Here is an 18,527-nt window from a genome sequence, read left to right as displayed (position 1 = left end):
TGAAACGCGCCCCTCGCAGCCTTCAACACCATGTTTTATATAGGAAATATAATGGTCAGGACAGCGAAATCAGCGCCTTACTTGGGAAATGTGGGATTAGCACTGCCCAAGCCGACTGGGACGCCTACGAAACTTCCTGGGATTTCACCACGCTCCCGCTGCTCTCGCCCGATCACCGCGCCGCGACGCTGGCGGAAGCCTACGCCAACCTCCGCGCCCATTGGCAGGGCATGACGGACGAAATGCAGCGGCTGGAGGAAGAGAACAACCGCATCTTCATCGACGCCTATGGTCTCGCAGGCGAACTTACCGCCGAAGTGCCGATCGATGAAATCACTCTCACCTGCAACCCCGCCTATCGCTATGGCGTGAAAAACTCCGAGGAGGACCGCGAGGCGCGACTGCGCGAGGATACCGTGGCCGAACTCCTCCACTATGCCGTGGGATGCATGTTCGGGCGCTACAGTCTCGACGCGCCGGGCCTGATCCTCGCCAATCAGGGTGAAGGGATCGAGGACTATCTGGCTCGTGTGCCCGAACCCAGCTTCGCTCCCGACCGCGACAATGTCATCCCGGTGCTGGATGCCGACTGGTTCGCCGATGACATCGTCACCCGTGCCCGCGATTTCGTGCGTATAACCTTTGGCGAGGCGAAGTTCCGCGAAAACCTCGCCTTCATTGAGGCGACGCTCGGCAAGGATCTGCGCCGCTGGTTCACAAAGGATTTCTTCGATTATCACGTGCGCCGCTACAAGAAGCGCCCGATCTACTGGATGTTCTCCAGCTCCAAAGGCAGCTTCAACGCGCTGATCTACATGCACCGCTATCGGCCCGACACGGTCTCGGTCGTACTGAACCAATATGTGCGCGAATTCATCCACAAGTTGGAAGTCGAGCGCGCCCGGCTAGAAAAGCTGGCCGTGGATTCTACAGCCACGCCCGCCCAGCAAACAAAGGCGCAAAAGGAAACGGCTACTGTCATCAAGCAGATTGCTGAATTGACCGAATGGGAGCGCGAAACCGTCTACCCGATGGCGCAGCAAAAGATCGCCATCGATCTGGATGACGGCGTGAAGCGCAACTATCCGCTGTTCGCCGGTGCGCTGAAGCCGATCAAGGGGCTGGAGGCTGCGGATGACTGACCGCATCACCGCCGGCCTGATGCGCCTCTATGAGGATCAGGGGCACCGAATCGTCTTCTGGTATGACGCTGCCCGAGATTTGCGCGCGGCCTTCGATGCGGTGGACCTCCCCGGCGTGATAAAGCTGGAGATCGCCAACAACGAATTCGGCCTGAAATACCGCATGCTGCGACAGGAACCGAAGGCGCGGTTTCTGCTCTACAAGGATGGCCCTGAGCCGCCGATGCCTGAGAACTGGCTGCTGGATGTGCAACTGGCCAGCGCGGTCTTCCGCGCCGATCAGGCGGCGATCTGGGTGGCCGATCTGGGCATCCCGGCGAAATACGAAGCTGCCGTGCGCGACCATGCCGAATTCTACCGTTCCGGCAAACGGCTGGATGCGCTCCGGTTGATGGAGCGCGAGCGCCCGTCGCAAAGCGCCAATGATGTCCGCCGCAAGATGCTGGCCGTCTGCGCGGGGGCGGATGGCGATCTGGATACGGTGATCGAGGCGCTGCTGGCTGAACTTGCAAATGGCCATGATGATGCGCTGCGGTTGATGGACCGGGCCGGGCTGGCGGAATTCTTCTGGAAAGAGGTTACCGCGCGCTATGGCTATACGGCGCCCGAGCCGGATTTTCAGGATTTCGCCATCACGCTGTTTTCCAGCGCCTGGGCGCGGGCGATGGGAGAGGAAGGGCGGCTGAACAGCGATGCCACGCTGATGTTCCGCCGCTGGAGCGCCTCGCGCCGCTGGGGTGAAGCCTTCGAGACGCTGTCGGGCGATTATCAGGATGTGCTGAAGATCAGGGACGATCTGGCATCTCGCGATTTCCGCAAGCTGATCCCGCATGACCATTTCGAAGAAGTGGACCGGCGGATTGCCGTCGCCCTGGTCGAAGGGCTGGCGCAGCAGAGTCTTGCGGCCACAGATGTGCTGAAATGGGGGCGCGACCGCCGCCAGAGCCATTGGTATGGCCGTTACGAGGACGTCTATCAGGCCATCAGTTATGCGACCGAGTTTCAGCAGGCCTTGGCCGAAGCCGATCTGACCATGACCAGCGTATCCGATGGCGTGAACCGCTACTCCGCAAGTTGGTTCCGGCTGGACCAGCTCTATCGCAAGTTCATCTATCACATGCAGAAAAGCGGGCAGTCGGGGCTGTTGTCGGCGCTCTATGAGGCGGTCGAGAACCGCTACACCACGAATTTCGTACTGAAGCTGAACGATGCTTGGCAGGATCAGGTGTCGCGCCTGACGGATTGGGCGGTTCCGGGCTTTCCACGTCAGATGGATTTCTACCGGGAACAGGCCGCGGAGTTCCGACGCAAGGACCAGAAAGTCGTCGTCATCATCTCGGATGCGCTGCGATATGAGGTGGCCGAAGAAGCGCTGCGCGAGATCCGCAAGCTCAACCGCTTCGACGCCGAGCTGAAGCCGATGGTCGGGGTTTTGCCCAGCTATACCCAGCTTGGCATGGCGGCGCTCTTGCCGCACCGGCGACTGGCGATCCGAGATGACAGTGATCTGGTGCTGCTGGATGGTGAAAGTACCATGGGCGCGGCGCCCCGCGAAAAGGCGCTGGCCGCTGGCCGCGCAGGGGACCGGGTGAAGGTTCTGGCAGCGAAGGATTTCATGAATCTCGGCTCATTGGAGGGTAAGGACCTCTTCCGGGATCATGACATCTTCTACCTTTACCACAATCAGATTGACGCGATTGGCGACAAGATCGCCACCGAGGAAAATGTTCCGGCAGCGGCCGAGACGGCCATCGAGGAGCTTGTGAAGCTGGTGCGCAAGCTGACCTCGGCCAATTTCTCGAACATCCTGATCACCGCCGATCATGGGTTTCTGTGGCAGCACAAGGCGCTGGAAGAGAGCGGCTTTGCGCTGAGCGAGCCGGAAGGCGACATCGTCACTCGCAACCGCCGCTATGTGATCGGGCGAAGTCTCAGCAGCAGCGGCGGGATGAAGAAGTTCACGGCCGCGCAGCTTGGCCTGGGTGGGGATCAGGACATCCTGATCCCGAACTCGATCAACCGCCTTCGCTTAAAGGGATCAGGCAGCCGCTTTGTCCATGGCGGGGCGAGCCTGCAGGAGATAGTCCTGCCGGTCCTGCGTGTGGGCAAGCAGCGCAAGGAAGATGTTGGACAGGTGTCGGTGCAGATTATTCCGCCACCCCGTGCCCAGATCACCACGGGCCAGATCCAGGTCACTTTCTATCAGGCGGAGCCAGTCACCGACAAGCAGCAGCCCCGGCATGTGCATGCAGCCATCTTTGCGGACGATAGAACGCTCATCTCTGATGAAGCCGAGCTGGAGTTCGATTTTGAGTCCGACAACCCGCGTGAGCGCGAGCTATCGCGGGGCTTTCTGCTGTCCAAGGCGGCAGACGCCTATAACAATCAGACAGTCTTCCTGAGGCTGCGTACGCGCATCGGCAAGACCAGCCATTTCGAAGATCTCGCGTCACAGCCCTTGCTGCTGAAACGCGGGATCAGCACAGATTTCGATTTCTGAGGTGCCAATGTCGACCCTTAATGACAAGATCAACGAGCATTTTGCCGGTTTCGTGGTTCGCAAGGATCTGGTGAAGGCCGTGAAGGGGAACGCCATTGTTCCCACCTATGTGCTCGAATATCTGCTCGGCCAGTATTGTGCGACCGATGACGAGGCCTCGATCGCCACGGGCATCGAGACGGTCAAGGACATCCTGCGCAAGCACTACGTTCATCGTTCAGAGGCGGGGCTGGTCCAGTCCACGATCAAGGAGCGCGGCCGTTACAAGGTCATCGATCAGGTCAGCGTAGCGCTGAACGAAAAGACCGATGCCTATGAAGCGGTGTTCGAAAACCTCGGGGTCAAACGGGTTGCGATCGACAGCGCCACGGTCAAGGCGCACCCGAAGCTGCTTGTAACGGGCATCTGGTGTATCGCCGATGTGCAGTACGAATTTTCGGAAGATAACCGAATTTCTCCCTGGATCATCGATACGCTAAAGCCGATCCAGATCGCCCGTGTCGACTATGACGGTTATCGCGAAACACGTGACAGATTTACAACTGACGAATGGATCGATCTGCTTATGCAAAGCATCGGTTTTGATCCATCGCTGTTCGGGCGCAGGTCGAAATTATTGCAATTGCTGCGCCTGATCCCCTTCGTCGAACGCAACTACAACCTTATCGAGCTTGGCCCTAAGGGAACAGGCAAATCGCATATCTATTCCGAATTTTCCCCCCATGGTCAGCTGATCTCGGGCGGTGAGGTCACGGTTCCCAAGCTCTTTGTGAACAATTCCAACGGAAGGATCGGGCTGGTCGGCTATTGGGATGTAGTGGCGTTTGACGAGTTTGCCGGGCGCGAGAAGACCGCCAACAAGGCGCTTGTCGACATCATGAAAAATTACATGGCAAACAAGCAGTTCTCCCGCGGGGTCAACCCGATGGGGGCGGAAGCAAGCTTCGCCTTCGTGGGTAACACCGACCACAACGTCCCATGGATGCTGAAGAATACTGATCTGTTTGAAGCGCTGCCACCGCAGTTCCATGACAGCGCGTTTATCGATCGATTGCACGCCTATTTGCCCGGGTGGGAGGTGGGCATCATTCGGGGTGAGATGTTCACATCCGGCTATGGTTTCATCGTCGATTATCTCGCCGAAATCCTACGTCATTTACGCGCTGAGGACTTCTCGCACCGGCCGGATCAGTTCTTCACTGTACCTGTTCAGACCCATATCCGGGACCGTGCTGCGATCAATAAGACGATGTCGGGGCTTCTGAAGCTGATTTTCCCGAATGGCGGCGAGACGGAAGCGGAAGTCGAAGAACTCCTGCGATTTGCTATCGAAGGCCGCAAGCGCGTGAAAGATCAGCTGTTGCGGATCGATAGCACTTTCGAGATAGCCAATTTCCATTACATTTCTCAGGATGGCTCAAAGCGCAGCGTCACGACGCTGGAGGAAGAAGAATTTCCTCAATTCTATCATCAGCGATCTGTGGGCCATGATGAACCAATTAGCGAACAGGCGGATAACGCGCCGACTGACGCTCAGCCGACCGAGATTCGCGCTAGTTCTGAACCGCGAGGAAGCAACGTTGCCTCGGCGATTAATCCAAAGCCTGGGCATATTGTCTTCGCCGAGAACCGCAAAGGTATCAGTTTCGACAAGATTTTCGGCCCTTGGACGGATGGTGCAAAACGGATCATCATCACAGATCCGTATATCCGCAAGTTCCATCAGGCGCGCAACGTAATGGAACTTATCGAAATGCTGATCCGGCGCAAGCGGCCGGAGGATCAGGTCGCGGTGCACCTTGTCACCGCAGCGGACGATGGAAACATTCAGGAGCAGCGGGAATGTCTCGACGGGATCGCAGAGGCCTGCACGGGAACGGGCATTGAATTTACCTGGGCCTTTGATGGAAGCGGAACGCTGCATGCCCGTGACATCACCACCGACACTGGATGGAAAATGGTTCTGGATCGCGGGCTGGATATCTTCCAGCCAACACCCCGCAAATTGAACGGCTTTTCCCTTGGAGAAAGAATGCAAGACCATCGTATGGTTCGCGGCTTTTATGTGACGTATGTTGAAGATCTTGTTAAGCATTCCTAACTGCTGTGAATTGGTCATGGGAAGCAGGTGTGAGCTTTAGCAGCTGCTCCACCATTGCTTCCGCGTTCCCTGCAAGCTCGAACGTCGAGCGCACGACGCCACAACGGGCGCGCAGAGCATACCATATGCGCCAGGCGCAAAAGCCATGGCGCAAATGGTTCTGTTAGCAACCCTATTGCGCCAGCCAAATCAAACCGATAATTTGCGCCTATCCATACCAGTCTGGACCGCCCGGAATTATTGAGTCATAATTAGGGCATGATCGCATATCTTGCTTTCCTAGCACTCGCTGCCTCCGCGCCCGCTGAGGACCAGGACGCGCAAATGAAATGCGCTGCGGTTTTGGAGGCGCAAGCCGCAAAAATGCGAGTGCAGGCTAGTATCTTGCACGCGGACGCTGACTATGCGGAAACGCACAATAATCAAATGTCACCCGAAATGATGCAGCGGTACGAGAATTGGTATCGTAAAATGGTGGCTGGAGGGGCTAACTACCCTGATCTTAATTTGGCAAACCTATCAGAAACTCAGCGGCAGGATCGGCAGCGATCAGTTATAGATTTCATAGATCACGAGAGAAATGAGCGCGAAGTTTTCAATTCAGACATAAGAGCGGCGCTTATGGAGGCCTGCCCTTGGAAGGCTGCGGATATAAGGTCGAAAAGTTGGCCTGAAGGGCTTTAAAGACCTTCATTTACCCGATTAGCCGCTTGTTGCCACACGGCGCGCGATCGGATCGCATCCGAAAACCCCTGCCAATCGAGGGAATAGAGCCACCGGTTTCTCGAGCGGATCGGCCGCGCGCGAATATGGATCGTCCGGGAGCGTGACAGAGCACAGTGTACGTGTTGTGTTTTTGCTATGTTCCCTTCACGTTCTGTTTTGCGGTATGAGCTACCGATGTTCACCGATCTCGCCATACCTGCGTCCACCCCTATTCCCCTCAGCGACCTCCCGCGGCCCGTGCAACTCAAGGTTGTCGGCGCTGCGGGCGCGGGCTTTCCCAGCCCCGCCCAGGACTGGGAGGAATCGGCGATTAACCTCGTCGACTTGCTGCGCCTCGATCGCGCCGCCAGCTTCGTGTTCCGTGTCAGCGGGCAATCCATGCTCGATGCGGGCCTGTTCGATTCCGACGTGCTCGTGGTCGATCGCGACGCGAAGCCGGCAAACGGCCGCATCGTCATCGCTGTGGTCGATGGCGGTTTCGTCGTCCGCCAACTTTGCGTTCGTAATGGCGTTCCGACGCTCGAGGCGCGCAATAGCCGCATGCATTACGATCCGGTCATCGCGGATGAGAGCGTCGAGGTGTGGGGCGTCGTCCGAGCCAGCGTCCGCAACCTTCAGGCCTGATCCGTCATGAGTTGGGCTATCGTCGACATCGAGAATTTCTATTGCTCAGCTGAGCGGGTCTTCGACCCCACCCTGCGCAATGTGCCCCTCATAGTATTATCGAACGGTGATGGCTGTGCCATCGCAAGATCGGCAGAAGCCAAGGCCCTTCATATTTCGATGGGGGCACCCATGTTCAAGATACGCGACATCGTGAAGCGCCACGGGGTGCAATATCGGTCGAGTTCATATGAGCTTTATGCGGACATGAACCGTCGTTTCAATATGGTTCTGTCCGATTATAGCGATACCGTCGAGATATATTCAATCGACGAGTCGTTCTTCCGTTTGCCAATTCTACCTTCTGGGCTTGGCGATGTCGAGCAAGCTCAGCGAATCCGCGCAACCATCAAACAGCATGTCGGTCTGCCTACGCGGATCGGACTTGGGCCGACACGGACGCTTAGCAAGGTCGCTAACGCTTTGGCGAAGGCGTCTGAGAAGGTCTGGAACGGCGTCATCGACCTGCACGATGAGGGGCTCCGCCGGCGCATGTTTGCGAAATGGCCGATTGAGGAGGTATGGGGGATCGGCAAGGCGATGGCACGGCGTCTTCACCCACTTGGTATTCGCACGACGGCCGATCTTGCATCGATGCACCCGGACCTCGCTCGCGACGTCGGGACTGTCGTGCTCGAGCGCCTGGTACGCGAGCTGAACGGTGTCGAATGCAGCGACTTCCAACCTGAGCCGGAAGCACTGAAGTCTACGGCGGTGACGCGCACGTTCGGAGATCCGGTCCACGATCGCGAGGTACTGCGTGAAGCGATGGTGCGAAGGGCGGTACGCGCGGCCGAGAAAATCCGGGCTCAAAAACTCCAGGCTTGCCGGTTGATCGCATTCGCGCACGGAAGCCGGTTCAAGCCCAATGCACCGTCGGCTTCCAAAGTGGCACGACTTTCGCCCTCGACCAACGATCCGCGCGTTATCGCTGGCACCGCGGCGCGCATGGCCGAAGCGATGTTCGAACAGGGCGCGGTCTACACTAAATGTGGCGTAATGCTGGAAGGGCTGGAACCGGAATCCGGAGCGCAGCAGGATCTCTTTGCCGCGCCTGATCCCCGTTCGCCTGCCTTGCTGGCAGCGCTTGACGGGATCAACGACAGGTTCGGCCGTAATACGCTGCGCCTCGCCTCCGAAGGTATGGGCAGCAAATCTTACGACACCAAACGGACCTTCAAGAGCCCTTCATGGACCACGCGCATCGACCAGGTGCCCGTCGCTAGCTAAAGTCGGCGCCAGTAAGAAACCCGTTTAGGGCCAAAAAGAGGAACCGACCATGTGTAACCGTGCACGTTTGAAGCACGAGCCGGAGACCCTGTTTGGCTCGGCTGCGAAGCTATTCAGTGCTCGGCCGCGCGACAACCGCTTCGATCCGCAGGAGTTGAGGCCAAAGGGGCGCTGCTACATAATTCGCGAAGACACAGGCCAGCGAGCCTGGGACGTGATGACGTGGGACGTGCTTGGTGGGAAAGCGGCTTGGCCGATGACCAATGTGCGCAAGCTGGGCCTACCGCAGTGGCGCAGGCTTGCCGAGAATCCCCACAACCGCTGCATTGTTCCTCTCACTGAGTTCTGTGAGTTCACTCCAGGCAAGCATGACCTTGAAGATGGCAAGCCGCCGCTGAAGGGCGAAATGTGGTTCTCGGTAACCGATCAGCCCGTGTTCGCCGTGGCGGGCTTTTGGCAGACGACCGAAAAGGGAGACGGGTTCGCCATGGTGACGTGCGACGCCAACGAGCTCGTGGCGCCGATCCATCCCAAGGCGATGATCACGATCCTGAAACCCGAGGACGTCGATACCTGGTTGCGCGGTTCCTACGACGATATTGCGGTGCTTCAGCGGCCCTACGATGCCTGCAGGATGAGCGTGCGCGGGCCGGTTTTCCCGACGCGAAACAACGAGGCTTGAAATGATTGGTCCCAAATGATCGAGCATAGGGCTCGGATGATCTGCCCAAGCGTTTGGCTCATTGAGGTGTCAGCCAGATTAAAACCATCGTAAGTGACGCGCAAAAAAGCGAAAGCCAGATCGCAATTTGACTGTAGATATGCAGGGCTACGCCAACCCATGTGTATCGGCGTCGCAAAATAGCACCGCTACCGACTGCAACAAAAAAGGCAACGATGACGGGCACTGTGATCGACGGCGAACGATCTAAATAGGCCTCCGATAATGGAAGTAACCCTAGCACCGATACTATTAGCCATGAGAACCCTAGCGTGCAGTAGCATACCGGATCGTAGCTAACTTGTTCGGCAGCGGCGTTCCGGTCTGTTGAGTTCGTTGCCATGATGTTCTCGACGTGGTATCCTCCGACTGGAGGAAAGTGCAATGAGTTACAATCAGATCATCTATAACGCGACAATGAATGATCCAAACGGTCCGATGTTTTTACCTGAAACAACGGATTGGACGCTGTCGTCTGATGATGATGCGCCTGAGTTTGCTATCGACGAGCCGCCAAGCATCCCTGTCAGAGTAGCATTACTCGTTAATGCCATAATGCTCTTGGCTTTCCTTTTTTGGCTTCTGTCGCTCATTTTCTGAGTTTTGGATCACGGAAGTAATCCTTATCCAATGACTGTTCGACTTCGCCTTGCAGGCCGGAGCCAGCGATAACACTTTGGGTTCGGCCCGCCCGCTTTGCTGCCGTCGTAGTTTCTATCTGCGTCCTGCCGGCGTTGATCTGATCTATCACTCCTGACCCATCGCTCTGCCCGCCCAAGCTGACAGTTGGTTTAAGACCGGACGGGTGATACATTGCTTCAACGTCCGCAGCGCTCTGAACTGGCGGTGCAGTGAGATCGGCGGCCAAATCTGGCTCTTTAAGATACGGCGCGACCTCATCATAAATCGCTTGCCTGCGCTCCTCGAGAAACTTCGCAATCAGCCCATCTCTCACCTGGCGCTGATGTGCATTCATTGTGACTTCGTGTAGTCCAGGAGCCTGAAGACCAGGGTTGGTCGACTCCTGACGGCGATACCATTCCGCGAGTTCTTGAGATAGATTCTCGCTCATTTGGAGATTGTGGCTTTCTGCGTAGCTGGCGTCAGACGAAAGCTGCTGCGCCTTTTCACGAAATTCGCGAGCGCGAGCCTCGTAGGAATTCGCGAGAGACAACGCTTCCTCATGGCTACGCGACGATGTGCTTGAACGCGAGCTTCGGCTAAAGGTTCCGCTGCCGTCTTCGGTTGCCTCCCGTGCCGACAAGTTGGTACCATTCGAGTGTTCATCTCGAACACCATCAGTTGCCGCCATGCTGCTATCGCGAGAACGGGAATGATCCGTATTGTAGTGAAGGTTATTAGATTGTTGGATAGTATCCGTTTTGTCCGCGCCAATCGAGGCGCTGGGAATGGGTAGCTTAAACCCGTCATCCCCACCAGAAGCACCTTTACCTTTCTTGCCTTTGCCTCCACCCATTGATCCACCGCCAGCACCCATGCCAGCACCAACTTTGGTGGTGAATGCGTCGGTGATGAGCGATTGGCTTGCTGTGCCCATCTGAACACGATCTTGCGTTCCGATATTATCTCGATTTTCGAGCCCATCGAACTCAGAGGACGAATTTCGGTCAAATCGCTCCGAGTTGGTCCCTGCAGTCGTCCGGCTGCTGCGTTCCGACCCAGATGATGTCTCGGTGGACGTGCCATGGGCGGTCCGGTCGGTTGTTGAAGCGGTTCTGACCCGCGCAGCCGAATTTTCTAGCGATTCTGCCGCCCTAAGGTAGTTGGATTCAGCCTGCCGTGTTTCAGCCACGAAACCTGTGTTAACGGTAGACGAGATCGGGAGCTTAGAAATGGCTCCGGTCGTATCCGTTACGGTCGCGCCATTCTCCATATATGTGTCTGTCGAGCCGTTAGACCGTCTTACTGTGAAGGAGGATGCCCCCGTCGAAAACGTCGGTGCATCGGACCACTGGTTGCTTTGCCGCATATTCGACGTGAGGTTCGCAAAGCTGGTATTCCCGTAGGAATAATTGCCGGTGGTCTGCTCGACGGCCGCCGCTTCGGCCGCATTCTGCGCAGGCGCCAGGATCGACGTTGCCTGCCCGGAAATGCTCATGGCTCCGCGCGCCAGACCCGCCGCAATGAACGGCACGCTCATGAGCATGAAGCCGGCGATCGTCGCCGTCTCCGCGTTCACGGCCCCGATTCCAGCATAGCTCGAGAGGGTGATCCCGCCTTCAGCGACGGCGTTCGATGCGCTTTCTCCCCGCGTCATGCAGATCATGTGGAGGATGACGTAGAGCGGTCCCCAGGCGGCGAGGTAGAAGAACCCCGTCACATACCCCTTGAGCGCCTGGACCCCGGTCTGGGGCATCAGGAAAAGCGGGAAGATCACCGGGAACATGGCGTAGAAGACGACGGTGAGCACGATGTTGAGGATCGGCACCCACGACATCGCCTGCATGGCAATCGAGTTGTAGGTGTTGCGCGCCTGAATGTCGGCGCGCGTCGCAGCAAAGGCATCCATCGACGCGCTGCCGGCACTTCCTCCCATGGCATCGCGGGCCTGCATGAAGGCGTTGATCGCCGAGGTCTGCCGCATCGCAGACGTGTAATCGCTCGACGATCCGGTGAAGGTCTGGTTCACGATCGGAACGTCTTGCCGTAGCTTCGCGGCCGCGGCCGTCTCGCTGAGGTTCGTGTAGGTCTGACGCCCCCAAAGCGGCGTCGAAGCACCGATGATGGTGTTCCATTGCCCTGTCAGCGCCTGATAGGCCGCCTGACAGGTGATGATGGTGCTGCTGACGGACCCACCAGCCTCTTTCTGAAGCCAGACTTGCGATCGTGCAGGCGAGCCGGGCCCGATCGACGCCCAAAGGTCGGTGCTGCTCGCAAGATCCGTTAGCGACTTGAAGTTCAGCAGCACGTCGCCGAACACGCAGTTCTTGTAGTGGTTCTGCAGGTTGGTCGCGAACTCGGCATCGCGGATCTGGAAATTGCGGGTCGCATCGAACAAGCGCGAGCCATAGATCATGCCGTTGTTCGAATAGTTGAGCTGGCTGGGCATCGTGAACACGGTCTCGGCCGTGCGTGTGAGCCAGTCGCCCACCTGGCTCGAGAAGCTGGCGATCACGCCGAGCCCGAGAGGGACATTCGCGACCGTCGCCGGGGCGAGGGAAGGGTTGATCCGATCCGTCACCTTCACGTCGACGGTCGGGACCATGAGGCAGGAATAGATCAGGGTCGAACCGAGGAACCAGTTGAGCCACACCCGGAAATTGAGCGTGAAAGCCACTGAGAGAAGGGCGTAGATCAGGCCGATGACCATCACCACCTTGATCAGCGATCCATAGCCGCCACCGCCCGTCCAGGCAGCAACGGCGTTGAACGTGTTGACGATGTATTCCCCGCCGCCGATCGTGAAAACCTCGACCATGGCCCTACCTCCCGCTTAGTTGAGCCCGTGGACGTTGAGACCACGCGAGAAATTCAGCGCGGCCGCCATCCCCGGCGACATGGCATTCTGCAGCGTCGATTCCAGCGCGATCGATTTGTTGATGAGCGCGATCGAGATGTTCAGCGTGTTTTTCACCTTCAGATCGCGTTCGGCATACTTCGACCGCGCCTCGCCGAGTTGCTTGCGCCAGGTCTCGGCGGTTGCCTGATCCGCTGGCTGAAAATGGACCTGCGACTGCGTGACCCGGTCAAGCATGTTTTCGATCATCGAACTCAGGAGATTGACGGCCACGATCTCCGCGAGAGCGTCGGACTCACTGTCGGTGAAACTGCCGTGGGCCATCGCCTCGACCGCGAGCAGCTTATAAAGCGGTACGGTGGTCAGAGACAAAAGCTGCTGCTCGGCCGACGACAACGCAGCATCGGTGCGGATCTTGTCGCGCATCGAGGTGATCATGGCCTTGATGCGGGGACGCAGCGCGACATTCGTCGGAACCGAGAGGTTCTGCTCCGACACCTGCAGGCACTTGTCATCGTCCGTACACGTCAGGATTTTGGCCGTGTTGCCGGTCTGCGTGCCATCGAGGAGCGCCGTGACCACCGCATCCTCGGCGGGGCCGATATACTGGATCGAGGCGGGATTGCTGCCCTCGGCCTTGTTGACGATGATCGTGCCGACGACGGTCATCAGGTATTCGGAAAACTCGGCGTCAAACGCACCGAACTTCTGGGACCGCTTGAGCGCCTCCCAGGTGTAGTTGCGCGGCTCGCCCGGGATATGCTCGTTCATGTTCGGGTCGTTGTTACCCGAGAGCACATCGTCGATCTGGCCATCGGCACCGCAGCCCTGACGCGAACGCGCCCAATCCGAGAACACGCCCTGGCTGTTGCCGACGGCCGTGCAGATGGTCGAGCGGGCGCCCTGCATCTTGGGCCAGACGGCGCCGACGAGGCCCTGCGCCGCCTCGCACGAAGAAATGTTCATCTGGTTCATCTGCTGGGCGGCCTGCTGGAACTCACCCATGATCTTGCCGATCTCGGGCGAGACGCTGTCGATCGCCAGCTTGAATGCGAACCCGAGGGCATTGTTGGCGGTCGCTTTGAGCATCGCCACCATTTCCGAGGCGTTGATGAACGAGAACGAGCCGGTGAACAGATCGATACCTCCACAGCCAGCGCGAGCGCTTGGCAGCTGGAGGTTGAACGGCGACACGCTTTTCTGCGGGAAACGGGTCCATGCATTGCCGAGCGAGTAGTAGCCCGCCGACTGGCCCTGATAGGCGGTCGGGCCGGTCACGTTGGCAGCGCCGCCGGCGTCGTTGAAGAACGAGTTCATCGAACTGGCGACGTCCGCGCGCGCGATGCCGATCGGCACCATGCTGGCTGCCCCGAGGCTGAGGGCAGCGGCGGCGAGCCGCCGACGAAAGGCGCGGAGGCGGGGGGAGGCCAGGCGCTTGGCGCGAGGGAAGGGGGGAAGCTCGCCCATCAGTAGTCACTCCCGACCTTGGTGTTGGTGAGCATGAAGATCCGGTCCATGATCTCGTCGGCCGAGAGGATGCCGAAGCCGATCGGGACGGTCTTTTTGGTGGCGGTGTCGAAGAGGACCAGCGCCGGCGTCGCGTTACCCGGCACGCCCATTCGTTCGCGTTGACCGGAATCGACCACGTAATTCGGGAAGTCCTTGCTCGGGCCGCCATCCATCGAGACCGCCATCACCGCGAGCCCATGGCTGTCGGCAACCGAGCGCAGGATCGGGGCGAAGATTTCGCAGGCTCCGCAGCTCTGCGCGAAGAAGTAGAACATGCCGTAGCGCTGACCGAGATGCGCAAGCACCTGGCCGCGATCGGCGGTGCGATTGTCGGTCCACGCCCGCTTGGCGACCGTCGAGACAGGCCGCTGCAGCGTGTAGTCGATGTCCGGGTTTTGCCACAGGGCGCGCTGCCAGGTGTCGGAGAAGGTGGATGCCCGATCGAGCTGCTCACGCTGGAAGCGCACATAGGCGATCACGTTCTCTTCACTCGGCTCGAGGATGGCGCGGGCCTTCAACTCGTCCAGCTGCTTTGCGATCGCGGCAATCCGCTCGCTCGCGGACTGTGCGGGCTCGGCCTGCTTCTGCTCGCTCGGCCGAGGCTTGGGCTTTTCGCAATAGAACCATTGCCCCAGCTTTCGCTCGCGGCAGTAGAAGTCATCGTTGTCCTCGCCTGCCTCGAGCCCGGCATCCTGCGGGGCGGCGAGCACCGGCAGGGGCAGGGCGGGGGCCAGAGCCAACAGCATCGCGCCAAGGTGAGCAATGCGCCCGCGCGCGCGGATCTCCAGAGCATTACGCTTATTGGTCATCATCGACTGAGTGCTCCCCATCCAGTTCCTGCATTGCGATGCCCAGGACGGACATCATTCGGGCCACGTCGAGCATGCTCGTGCCCTGATCCATCATCCGCACCAGACCGCGCAGATGCGTGCGGCCGTGTCGCCGACCGTCGAGCGTCGGGCGAACACCGCCCGTCCGGCGAACGAGCCAGCCCTTCTCGATCATCGCGCGGAACCGCTGCTCGATCTCGAAAGGGTCGATATGGCAATCGAACCAGTGTCCGATCGTCGCGGAAACCTCGCCTGCCGGCGTGACCTTGCTGACGCGGTGAACCCGCATGAAGATCGCGAGATCAAGCACGCTCATATCGATCAGGCATGGCACGCAGGTGCCAGCGCCGCCGGCGTCATTGGCTGGTGTGGATGTCATAGTAGTCCTGGATCTTGTCCTGGATTTCGCTGAGCGTGCTGACTTCGTCTGGCAGCTTGGCGGCGTCCACGAACTCGGAATAAACCTCGGTGAAGTCCATGACGGACAGATCGAGGCGCGAAAACTCGTCGATGGTGAAACCCTCGCACTGCTCCTTCTTGGGCTTGCCCCAGGGCTTGTTCAGCTGGGGGCGCCCCTGCTCCTGAAGGATGCGCGAGAGCTTGCTCTCAAAGCAGCAATAGGCCGTGCGCTTGGTCTTGCAGATCCCGAGGACGCTCGAGGAGCAATAGGTGCCGACCTTGTGGCAGAAACCCATGCGATCCTTGATGTCGAGCATCTTCTCCTCGGTCGAGCACAGGAACATCGTGAGGAACGGGGTCGCGAGCGCGGCGATCGCGGTCGGGCCACCGGCAATGGCAGCAGCACCGGCGCCAGCGGTCAGTAAGCCCGAGGTCTTGCCGGCGCAGCAATTGACCAGCCCGAAAACCGGCTTGTGGCAGGTTTCGCGTGTCCCGGAGAAGACGGTGAAGTTCTCCTCGTCGAACTCCTCCCCGGCCTGGCCCAGCGCATGCAGCGCAACCAGCGCATCCTTGAACTCGGTCGAAGCCTCGCGCTCGATCGTCTCGCAATCTCCGTTGATGCAGTAGACGTCGTTGCCGCAGACATATTGCTTGGGATCGTTGCCCGGCGTTGTCGGGACCGGGCAGCGATACACCTTCTGGCTGACCTTGCAGGCGCCAGGGGTGTAATCGGGATCGTCCTCGTCATCGATGCACTCGTCGCGGACGTAGCTGCATTCGGGCTTGTCATCGAGCTCGCCGCAGTCGTTGCCCTGCGTGATCTCATTGCAGGTATAATTCGTTTGCCACGCCCAGCAGGGCTGCGTTACCGGCACGCCGTTGATGATGCGGGTTTGCGGGTCGCTGTCGGTGCAAACCTCAGCGCTCTGCGCCACGCACTGTGCATTGTTCTCGAGTGCCGTGCAGCCGTTGACCTTGTTTGTCGAAATGAGGGGCGCCGCGTTATCGACCCTGAACCAATGCTGCCCGGTTGTGCGCGAAATGACCGGATAGGTGTTCCCGAACAGAATCGGATTGCCGACGACACTGGCCTGGACCGAGCACTCCATTACCTGCAGGAGCTGGTTGCCATGATCCTTGTTGCAGCTGCCTGCCGCGGTCGACCCATACTCGGCCATCGTGCCGCAGTAGGATGCCGTCCCGACTGCCTTGCAGGTTCCCGCAGCGATCTCATCGGCCATGCTGTCGGGGTCAACGTAAGGACCGATGGTCGACATATGGTAATAGTAGAGGGTGCGGTTCTCGACCGAGACGTTGAGGGTCGAGGTGCAAGTGCGCGGCACCTCGTCGAGTTTGGACCCGTAGTTGCAGGTCGCCTCGTAATAGCTGACGTTTCCGCCACCGGGGGGCAGGGGCGTGCAGCTGCCAGCCTGACCACCCATCTGCTCACCCTGCAGGTAGGTGTCCGGGTTCGCCTCGATCTCGGTCGCGCGCCGGGTGGTATCGAGGATCTCCTGAGCGTCGAACTGCGGCCGCGTATTGCCCCGATCCGTCGAGACGACGAATGCCTCGTTGCTGCTCGCCTGCGCGCCGGCATCGGCCACCAGCTTGTCGGGATCGTCGAAGTAGCCGCTTTGGGGCAGGTCGGTCCCCTGATAACCCGGCACCTGGTCACGCATGGTTTCGCTGGGCACCAATGCGTCATTGGCCCGCATGTCCGTCGCGAAGCTCTTGCCGTCCTCCTTTGCCTCCTGAACCGTGCTCTGGGCGAGCACCGCCCCGGCGCCGGCGAAAGCGATCGGGAGGATCAGGGAAAGGGCGAGCCGCCGCATCTCAGCTGGCCTTGCTCATGTTGCGTAGCGCTACCGAGGCAACGCCGGCGCCGGGACCATGACCATCGACGAAGGACTCGAGCACGTAATTGACCGAGACGTTGCCGGTCATGCGATCGTGCGGGGGCACCACCGTCTTGCAGTTGAGGCCAGCGCACAGGTCGAACTCGGAGGACACCGCAACGTAAGTCGGCACCGCCGTCACATCGAAAGCGCGGAAGAGGCGCGGATCGATCCCGACATTGGAAAGCTGGTCCTTTTCCGTGACCACCTTGGCGAGCCCGGAGGTGAACGCCTTCAGCGAATTGTTCGGGAAGCCGCGGAAGACGATGATGCCTCCGGCCTTCGACGTATCCGCGATCAACTGGCGCAGCGCTTTGGGCGGCATCGAGAGGCTGGCAAAGACGATGAACTGCGGCGCATCACCCTTGGTCCCCGCCACGTTCTGCGAAGCGCCCTGGATGATTTCGTCGAAGTCGAACGGGCCATCGCCGTTCATCGGCAGATCCGCCTTGGCCAGATCGGTCAGGCTGTCGGTGCCTTGCTGCTGGACGGCAAGCGCTTCTTCCCGGAAGGCATCGCCGCGACCCTTGACGTGATCGGCAAAGGTCTGGGCATCCTCCTGCATCGCGGCGGCCCGCTTGCGCACTGCCTCGAGGTCGAGGCCGTCAATGTTCTGGGCGATGGCCTGGATACCGCCGATGGCGGTCAGGCCCGCAATCGCGCCGAGGACCAAGGTTCTACGTCGCATCGGATATGTCTCCTAGAGCACACAACAGTTACGCTTGCGCCACACGAGGTAGCCCATGTCCTCGCCCTGGACGGGGTAGGCACGGCCGGTCTGCGGCGGGAGCGTTGAGGCGCCGATCGGCGAGCAACCCATCTTGCCGCTGACCGTCGGGATCGGATTGGTCATCTGGATGCGGTATTGCTGCTTCTTGAGCACCGGCATCAGATACTTGTCGCACAGGCCCTTGCTGCCCATGGTGCCCCAGGCGAGGCCCTGCCGGTGCATCTTGAAGGCGAAGCGCGAAAGGGCGAGGCGGGAAGCCTGAACATGGCCGATCGACGAAGAGATGTTGCCATTCATCGGGTACATCGAGCCCTGGCAACCGGCGCACCAGAACGTCACATCGAGGGGGAGGCGCGCAGTGGCCGCGATGCAGTCGCCGGCGCAGGCCGCCTTGGCGATCGGATTGGCGAAGATCACGACCTCGGGATTGATGATCGTGGTCAGCGTATCGTCCTGCCAGAGCGGATCGACCTCGGTCATGTAGGCGATGTCGAACGATGCCTGCTCGGGCTCTGTTGCAAAGATTGGCGGCAGTCAGAGGTAGGCTGTCGCTCTGCGCCGATCAGGCGGCTGCTGCGAAATGGTGGTTGAGCATGCCCATGG

General features: G+C 59.5%; 12 protein-coding genes and 2 pseudogenes. 7 read left to right on the top strand and 7 right to left on the bottom strand.

The features are described from left to right. The 7 genes and pseudogenes from B5X69_RS18875 to B5X69_RS21155 all read left to right on the top strand — a co-directional run. Positions 1 to 1,142: pseudogene (locus B5X69_RS18875) on the top strand (BREX-1 system adenine-specific DNA-methyltransferase PglX); the annotation flags it as partial. Next, a complete protein-coding gene (gene pglZ, locus B5X69_RS18870) occupies positions 1,135 to 3,642 on the top strand; it encodes a BREX-1 system phosphatase PglZ type A (RefSeq protein ID WP_079640090.1) in 2,508 nt (835 codons plus the stop codon). The pseudogene B5X69_RS18875 and the gene pglZ, both read left to right, overlap by 8 nt. A 7-nt stretch (positions 3,643 to 3,649) precedes the next feature. Continuing rightward, positions 3,650 to 5,743: a BREX system Lon protease-like protein BrxL gene (brxL, locus tag B5X69_RS18865; protein ID WP_079640089.1), complete on the top strand. Its 2,094-nt coding sequence runs from the start codon at positions 3,650 to 3,652 to the stop codon at positions 5,741 to 5,743. Between the two features lie 900 nt (positions 5,744 to 6,643). Beyond that, the gene (locus B5X69_RS18855) at positions 6,644 to 7,093 is read left to right on the top strand and encodes a LexA family protein (protein ID WP_079640087.1); all 450 of its coding nucleotides are present in this window, start codon (positions 6,644 to 6,646) and stop codon (positions 7,091 to 7,093) included. 6 nt (positions 7,094 to 7,099) lie between these two features. Continuing rightward, on the top strand, positions 7,100 to 8,362 hold the full coding sequence (locus B5X69_RS18850; protein ID WP_079640086.1) for a Y-family DNA polymerase: 1,263 nt from the start codon (positions 7,100 to 7,102) through the stop codon (positions 8,360 to 8,362). 49 nt (positions 8,363 to 8,411) lie between these two features. After that, on the top strand, positions 8,412 to 9,044 hold the full coding sequence (locus B5X69_RS18845; RefSeq protein WP_079640085.1) for an SOS response-associated peptidase family protein: 633 nt from the start codon (positions 8,412 to 8,414) through the stop codon (positions 9,042 to 9,044). Between the two features lie 423 nt (positions 9,045 to 9,467). After that, positions 9,468 to 9,683 (top strand): hypothetical protein, encoded by a 216-nt coding sequence (locus B5X69_RS21155; protein WP_139375878.1) that lies wholly within the window; start codon positions 9,468 to 9,470, stop codon positions 9,681 to 9,683. Here B5X69_RS21155 and B5X69_RS18835 read toward each other — a convergent pair. The 7 genes and pseudogenes from B5X69_RS18835 to B5X69_RS18805 form a co-directional block, all read right to left on the bottom strand. After that, entirely contained in the window at positions 9,673 to 12,522 is a 2,850-nt protein-coding gene (locus B5X69_RS18835) for a conjugal transfer protein TraG N-terminal domain-containing protein (RefSeq protein ID WP_079640084.1), read from the bottom strand. The genes B5X69_RS21155 and B5X69_RS18835 overlap by 11 nt on opposite strands. 15 nt (positions 12,523 to 12,537) lie before the next feature. Continuing rightward, on the bottom strand, positions 12,538 to 13,920 hold the full coding sequence (locus B5X69_RS18830; protein WP_079640092.1) for a conjugal transfer protein TraH: 1,383 nt from the start codon (positions 13,918 to 13,920) through the stop codon (positions 12,538 to 12,540). A gap of 107 nt (positions 13,921 to 14,027) precedes the next feature. Next, positions 14,028 to 14,879, bottom strand: a complete 852-nt coding sequence (locus B5X69_RS18825) for a conjugal transfer protein TraF (RefSeq protein WP_425441533.1) — start codon at positions 14,877 to 14,879, stop codon at positions 14,028 to 14,030. Then, positions 14,869 to 15,279: a hypothetical protein gene (locus tag B5X69_RS18820; RefSeq protein ID WP_139375877.1), complete on the bottom strand. Its 411-nt coding sequence runs from the start codon at positions 15,277 to 15,279 to the stop codon at positions 14,869 to 14,871. The genes B5X69_RS18825 and B5X69_RS18820 overlap by 11 nt, the downstream gene beginning before the upstream one ends. Further along, the gene (locus B5X69_RS18815; protein WP_079640082.1) at positions 15,257 to 17,131 is read right to left on the bottom strand and encodes a conjugal transfer protein TraN; all 1,875 of its coding nucleotides are present in this window, start codon (positions 17,129 to 17,131) and stop codon (positions 15,257 to 15,259) included. Before B5X69_RS18815 ends, B5X69_RS18820 begins: the two co-directional genes overlap by 23 nt. Position 17,132: 1 nt before the next feature. Then, a complete protein-coding gene (gene trbC / locus B5X69_RS18810) occupies positions 17,133 to 17,882 on the bottom strand; it encodes a type-F conjugative transfer system pilin assembly protein TrbC (protein ID WP_176141684.1) in 750 nt (249 codons plus the stop codon). Positions 17,883 to 17,894: 12 nt separating this feature from the next. After that, positions 17,895 to 18,431: pseudogene (locus B5X69_RS18805) on the bottom strand (TraU family protein); the annotation flags it as partial. Between the last annotated feature and the right edge of the window lie 96 nt (positions 18,432 to 18,527).

The organism is Sphingopyxis flava (assembly GCF_900168005.1).
GTDB lineage: Bacteria > Pseudomonadota > Alphaproteobacteria > Sphingomonadales > Sphingomonadaceae > Sphingopyxis > Sphingopyxis flava.
The sequence above is the reverse complement of the archived record's forward strand: the minus strand, read 5'-3'. Positions and strand labels throughout refer to the sequence as shown.

Bases quoted from the DNA above. Each gene is read 5' to 3' on its own strand.
- B5X69_RS18850 (WP_079640086.1), top strand. From the start codon at position 7,100: ATGAGTTGGGCTATCGTCGACATCGAGAATTTCTATTGCTCAGCTGAG.
- B5X69_RS18835 (WP_079640084.1), bottom strand. From the start codon at position 12,522: ATGGTCGAGGTTTTCACGATCGGCGGCGGGGAATACATCGTCAACACG.
- B5X69_RS18825 (WP_425441533.1), bottom strand. From the start codon at position 14,879: ATGACCAATAAGCGTAATGCTCTGGAGATCCGCGCGCGCGGGCGCATT.
- B5X69_RS21155 (WP_139375878.1), top strand. From the start codon at position 9,468: ATGAGTTACAATCAGATCATCTATAACGCGACAATGAATGATCCAAAC.
- B5X69_RS18820 (WP_139375877.1), bottom strand. From the start codon at position 15,279: ATGACATCCACACCAGCCAATGACGCCGGCGGCGCTGGCACCTGCGTG.
- brxL (WP_079640089.1), top strand. From the start codon at position 3,650: ATGTCGACCCTTAATGACAAGATCAACGAGCATTTTGCCGGTTTCGTG.
- trbC (WP_176141684.1), bottom strand. From the start codon at position 17,882: ATGCGACGTAGAACCTTGGTCCTCGGCGCGATTGCGGGCCTGACCGCC.
- B5X69_RS18845 (WP_079640085.1), top strand. From the start codon at position 8,412: ATGTGTAACCGTGCACGTTTGAAGCACGAGCCGGAGACCCTGTTTGGC.
- B5X69_RS18855 (WP_079640087.1), top strand. From the start codon at position 6,644: ATGTTCACCGATCTCGCCATACCTGCGTCCACCCCTATTCCCCTCAGC.
- B5X69_RS18830 (WP_079640092.1), bottom strand. From the start codon at position 13,920: ATGGTGCCGATCGGCATCGCGCGCGCGGACGTCGCCAGTTCGATGAAC.
- B5X69_RS18815 (WP_079640082.1), bottom strand. From the start codon at position 17,131: ATGCGGCGGCTCGCCCTTTCCCTGATCCTCCCGATCGCTTTCGCCGGC.
- pglZ (WP_079640090.1), top strand. From the start codon at position 1,135: ATGACTGACCGCATCACCGCCGGCCTGATGCGCCTCTATGAGGATCAG.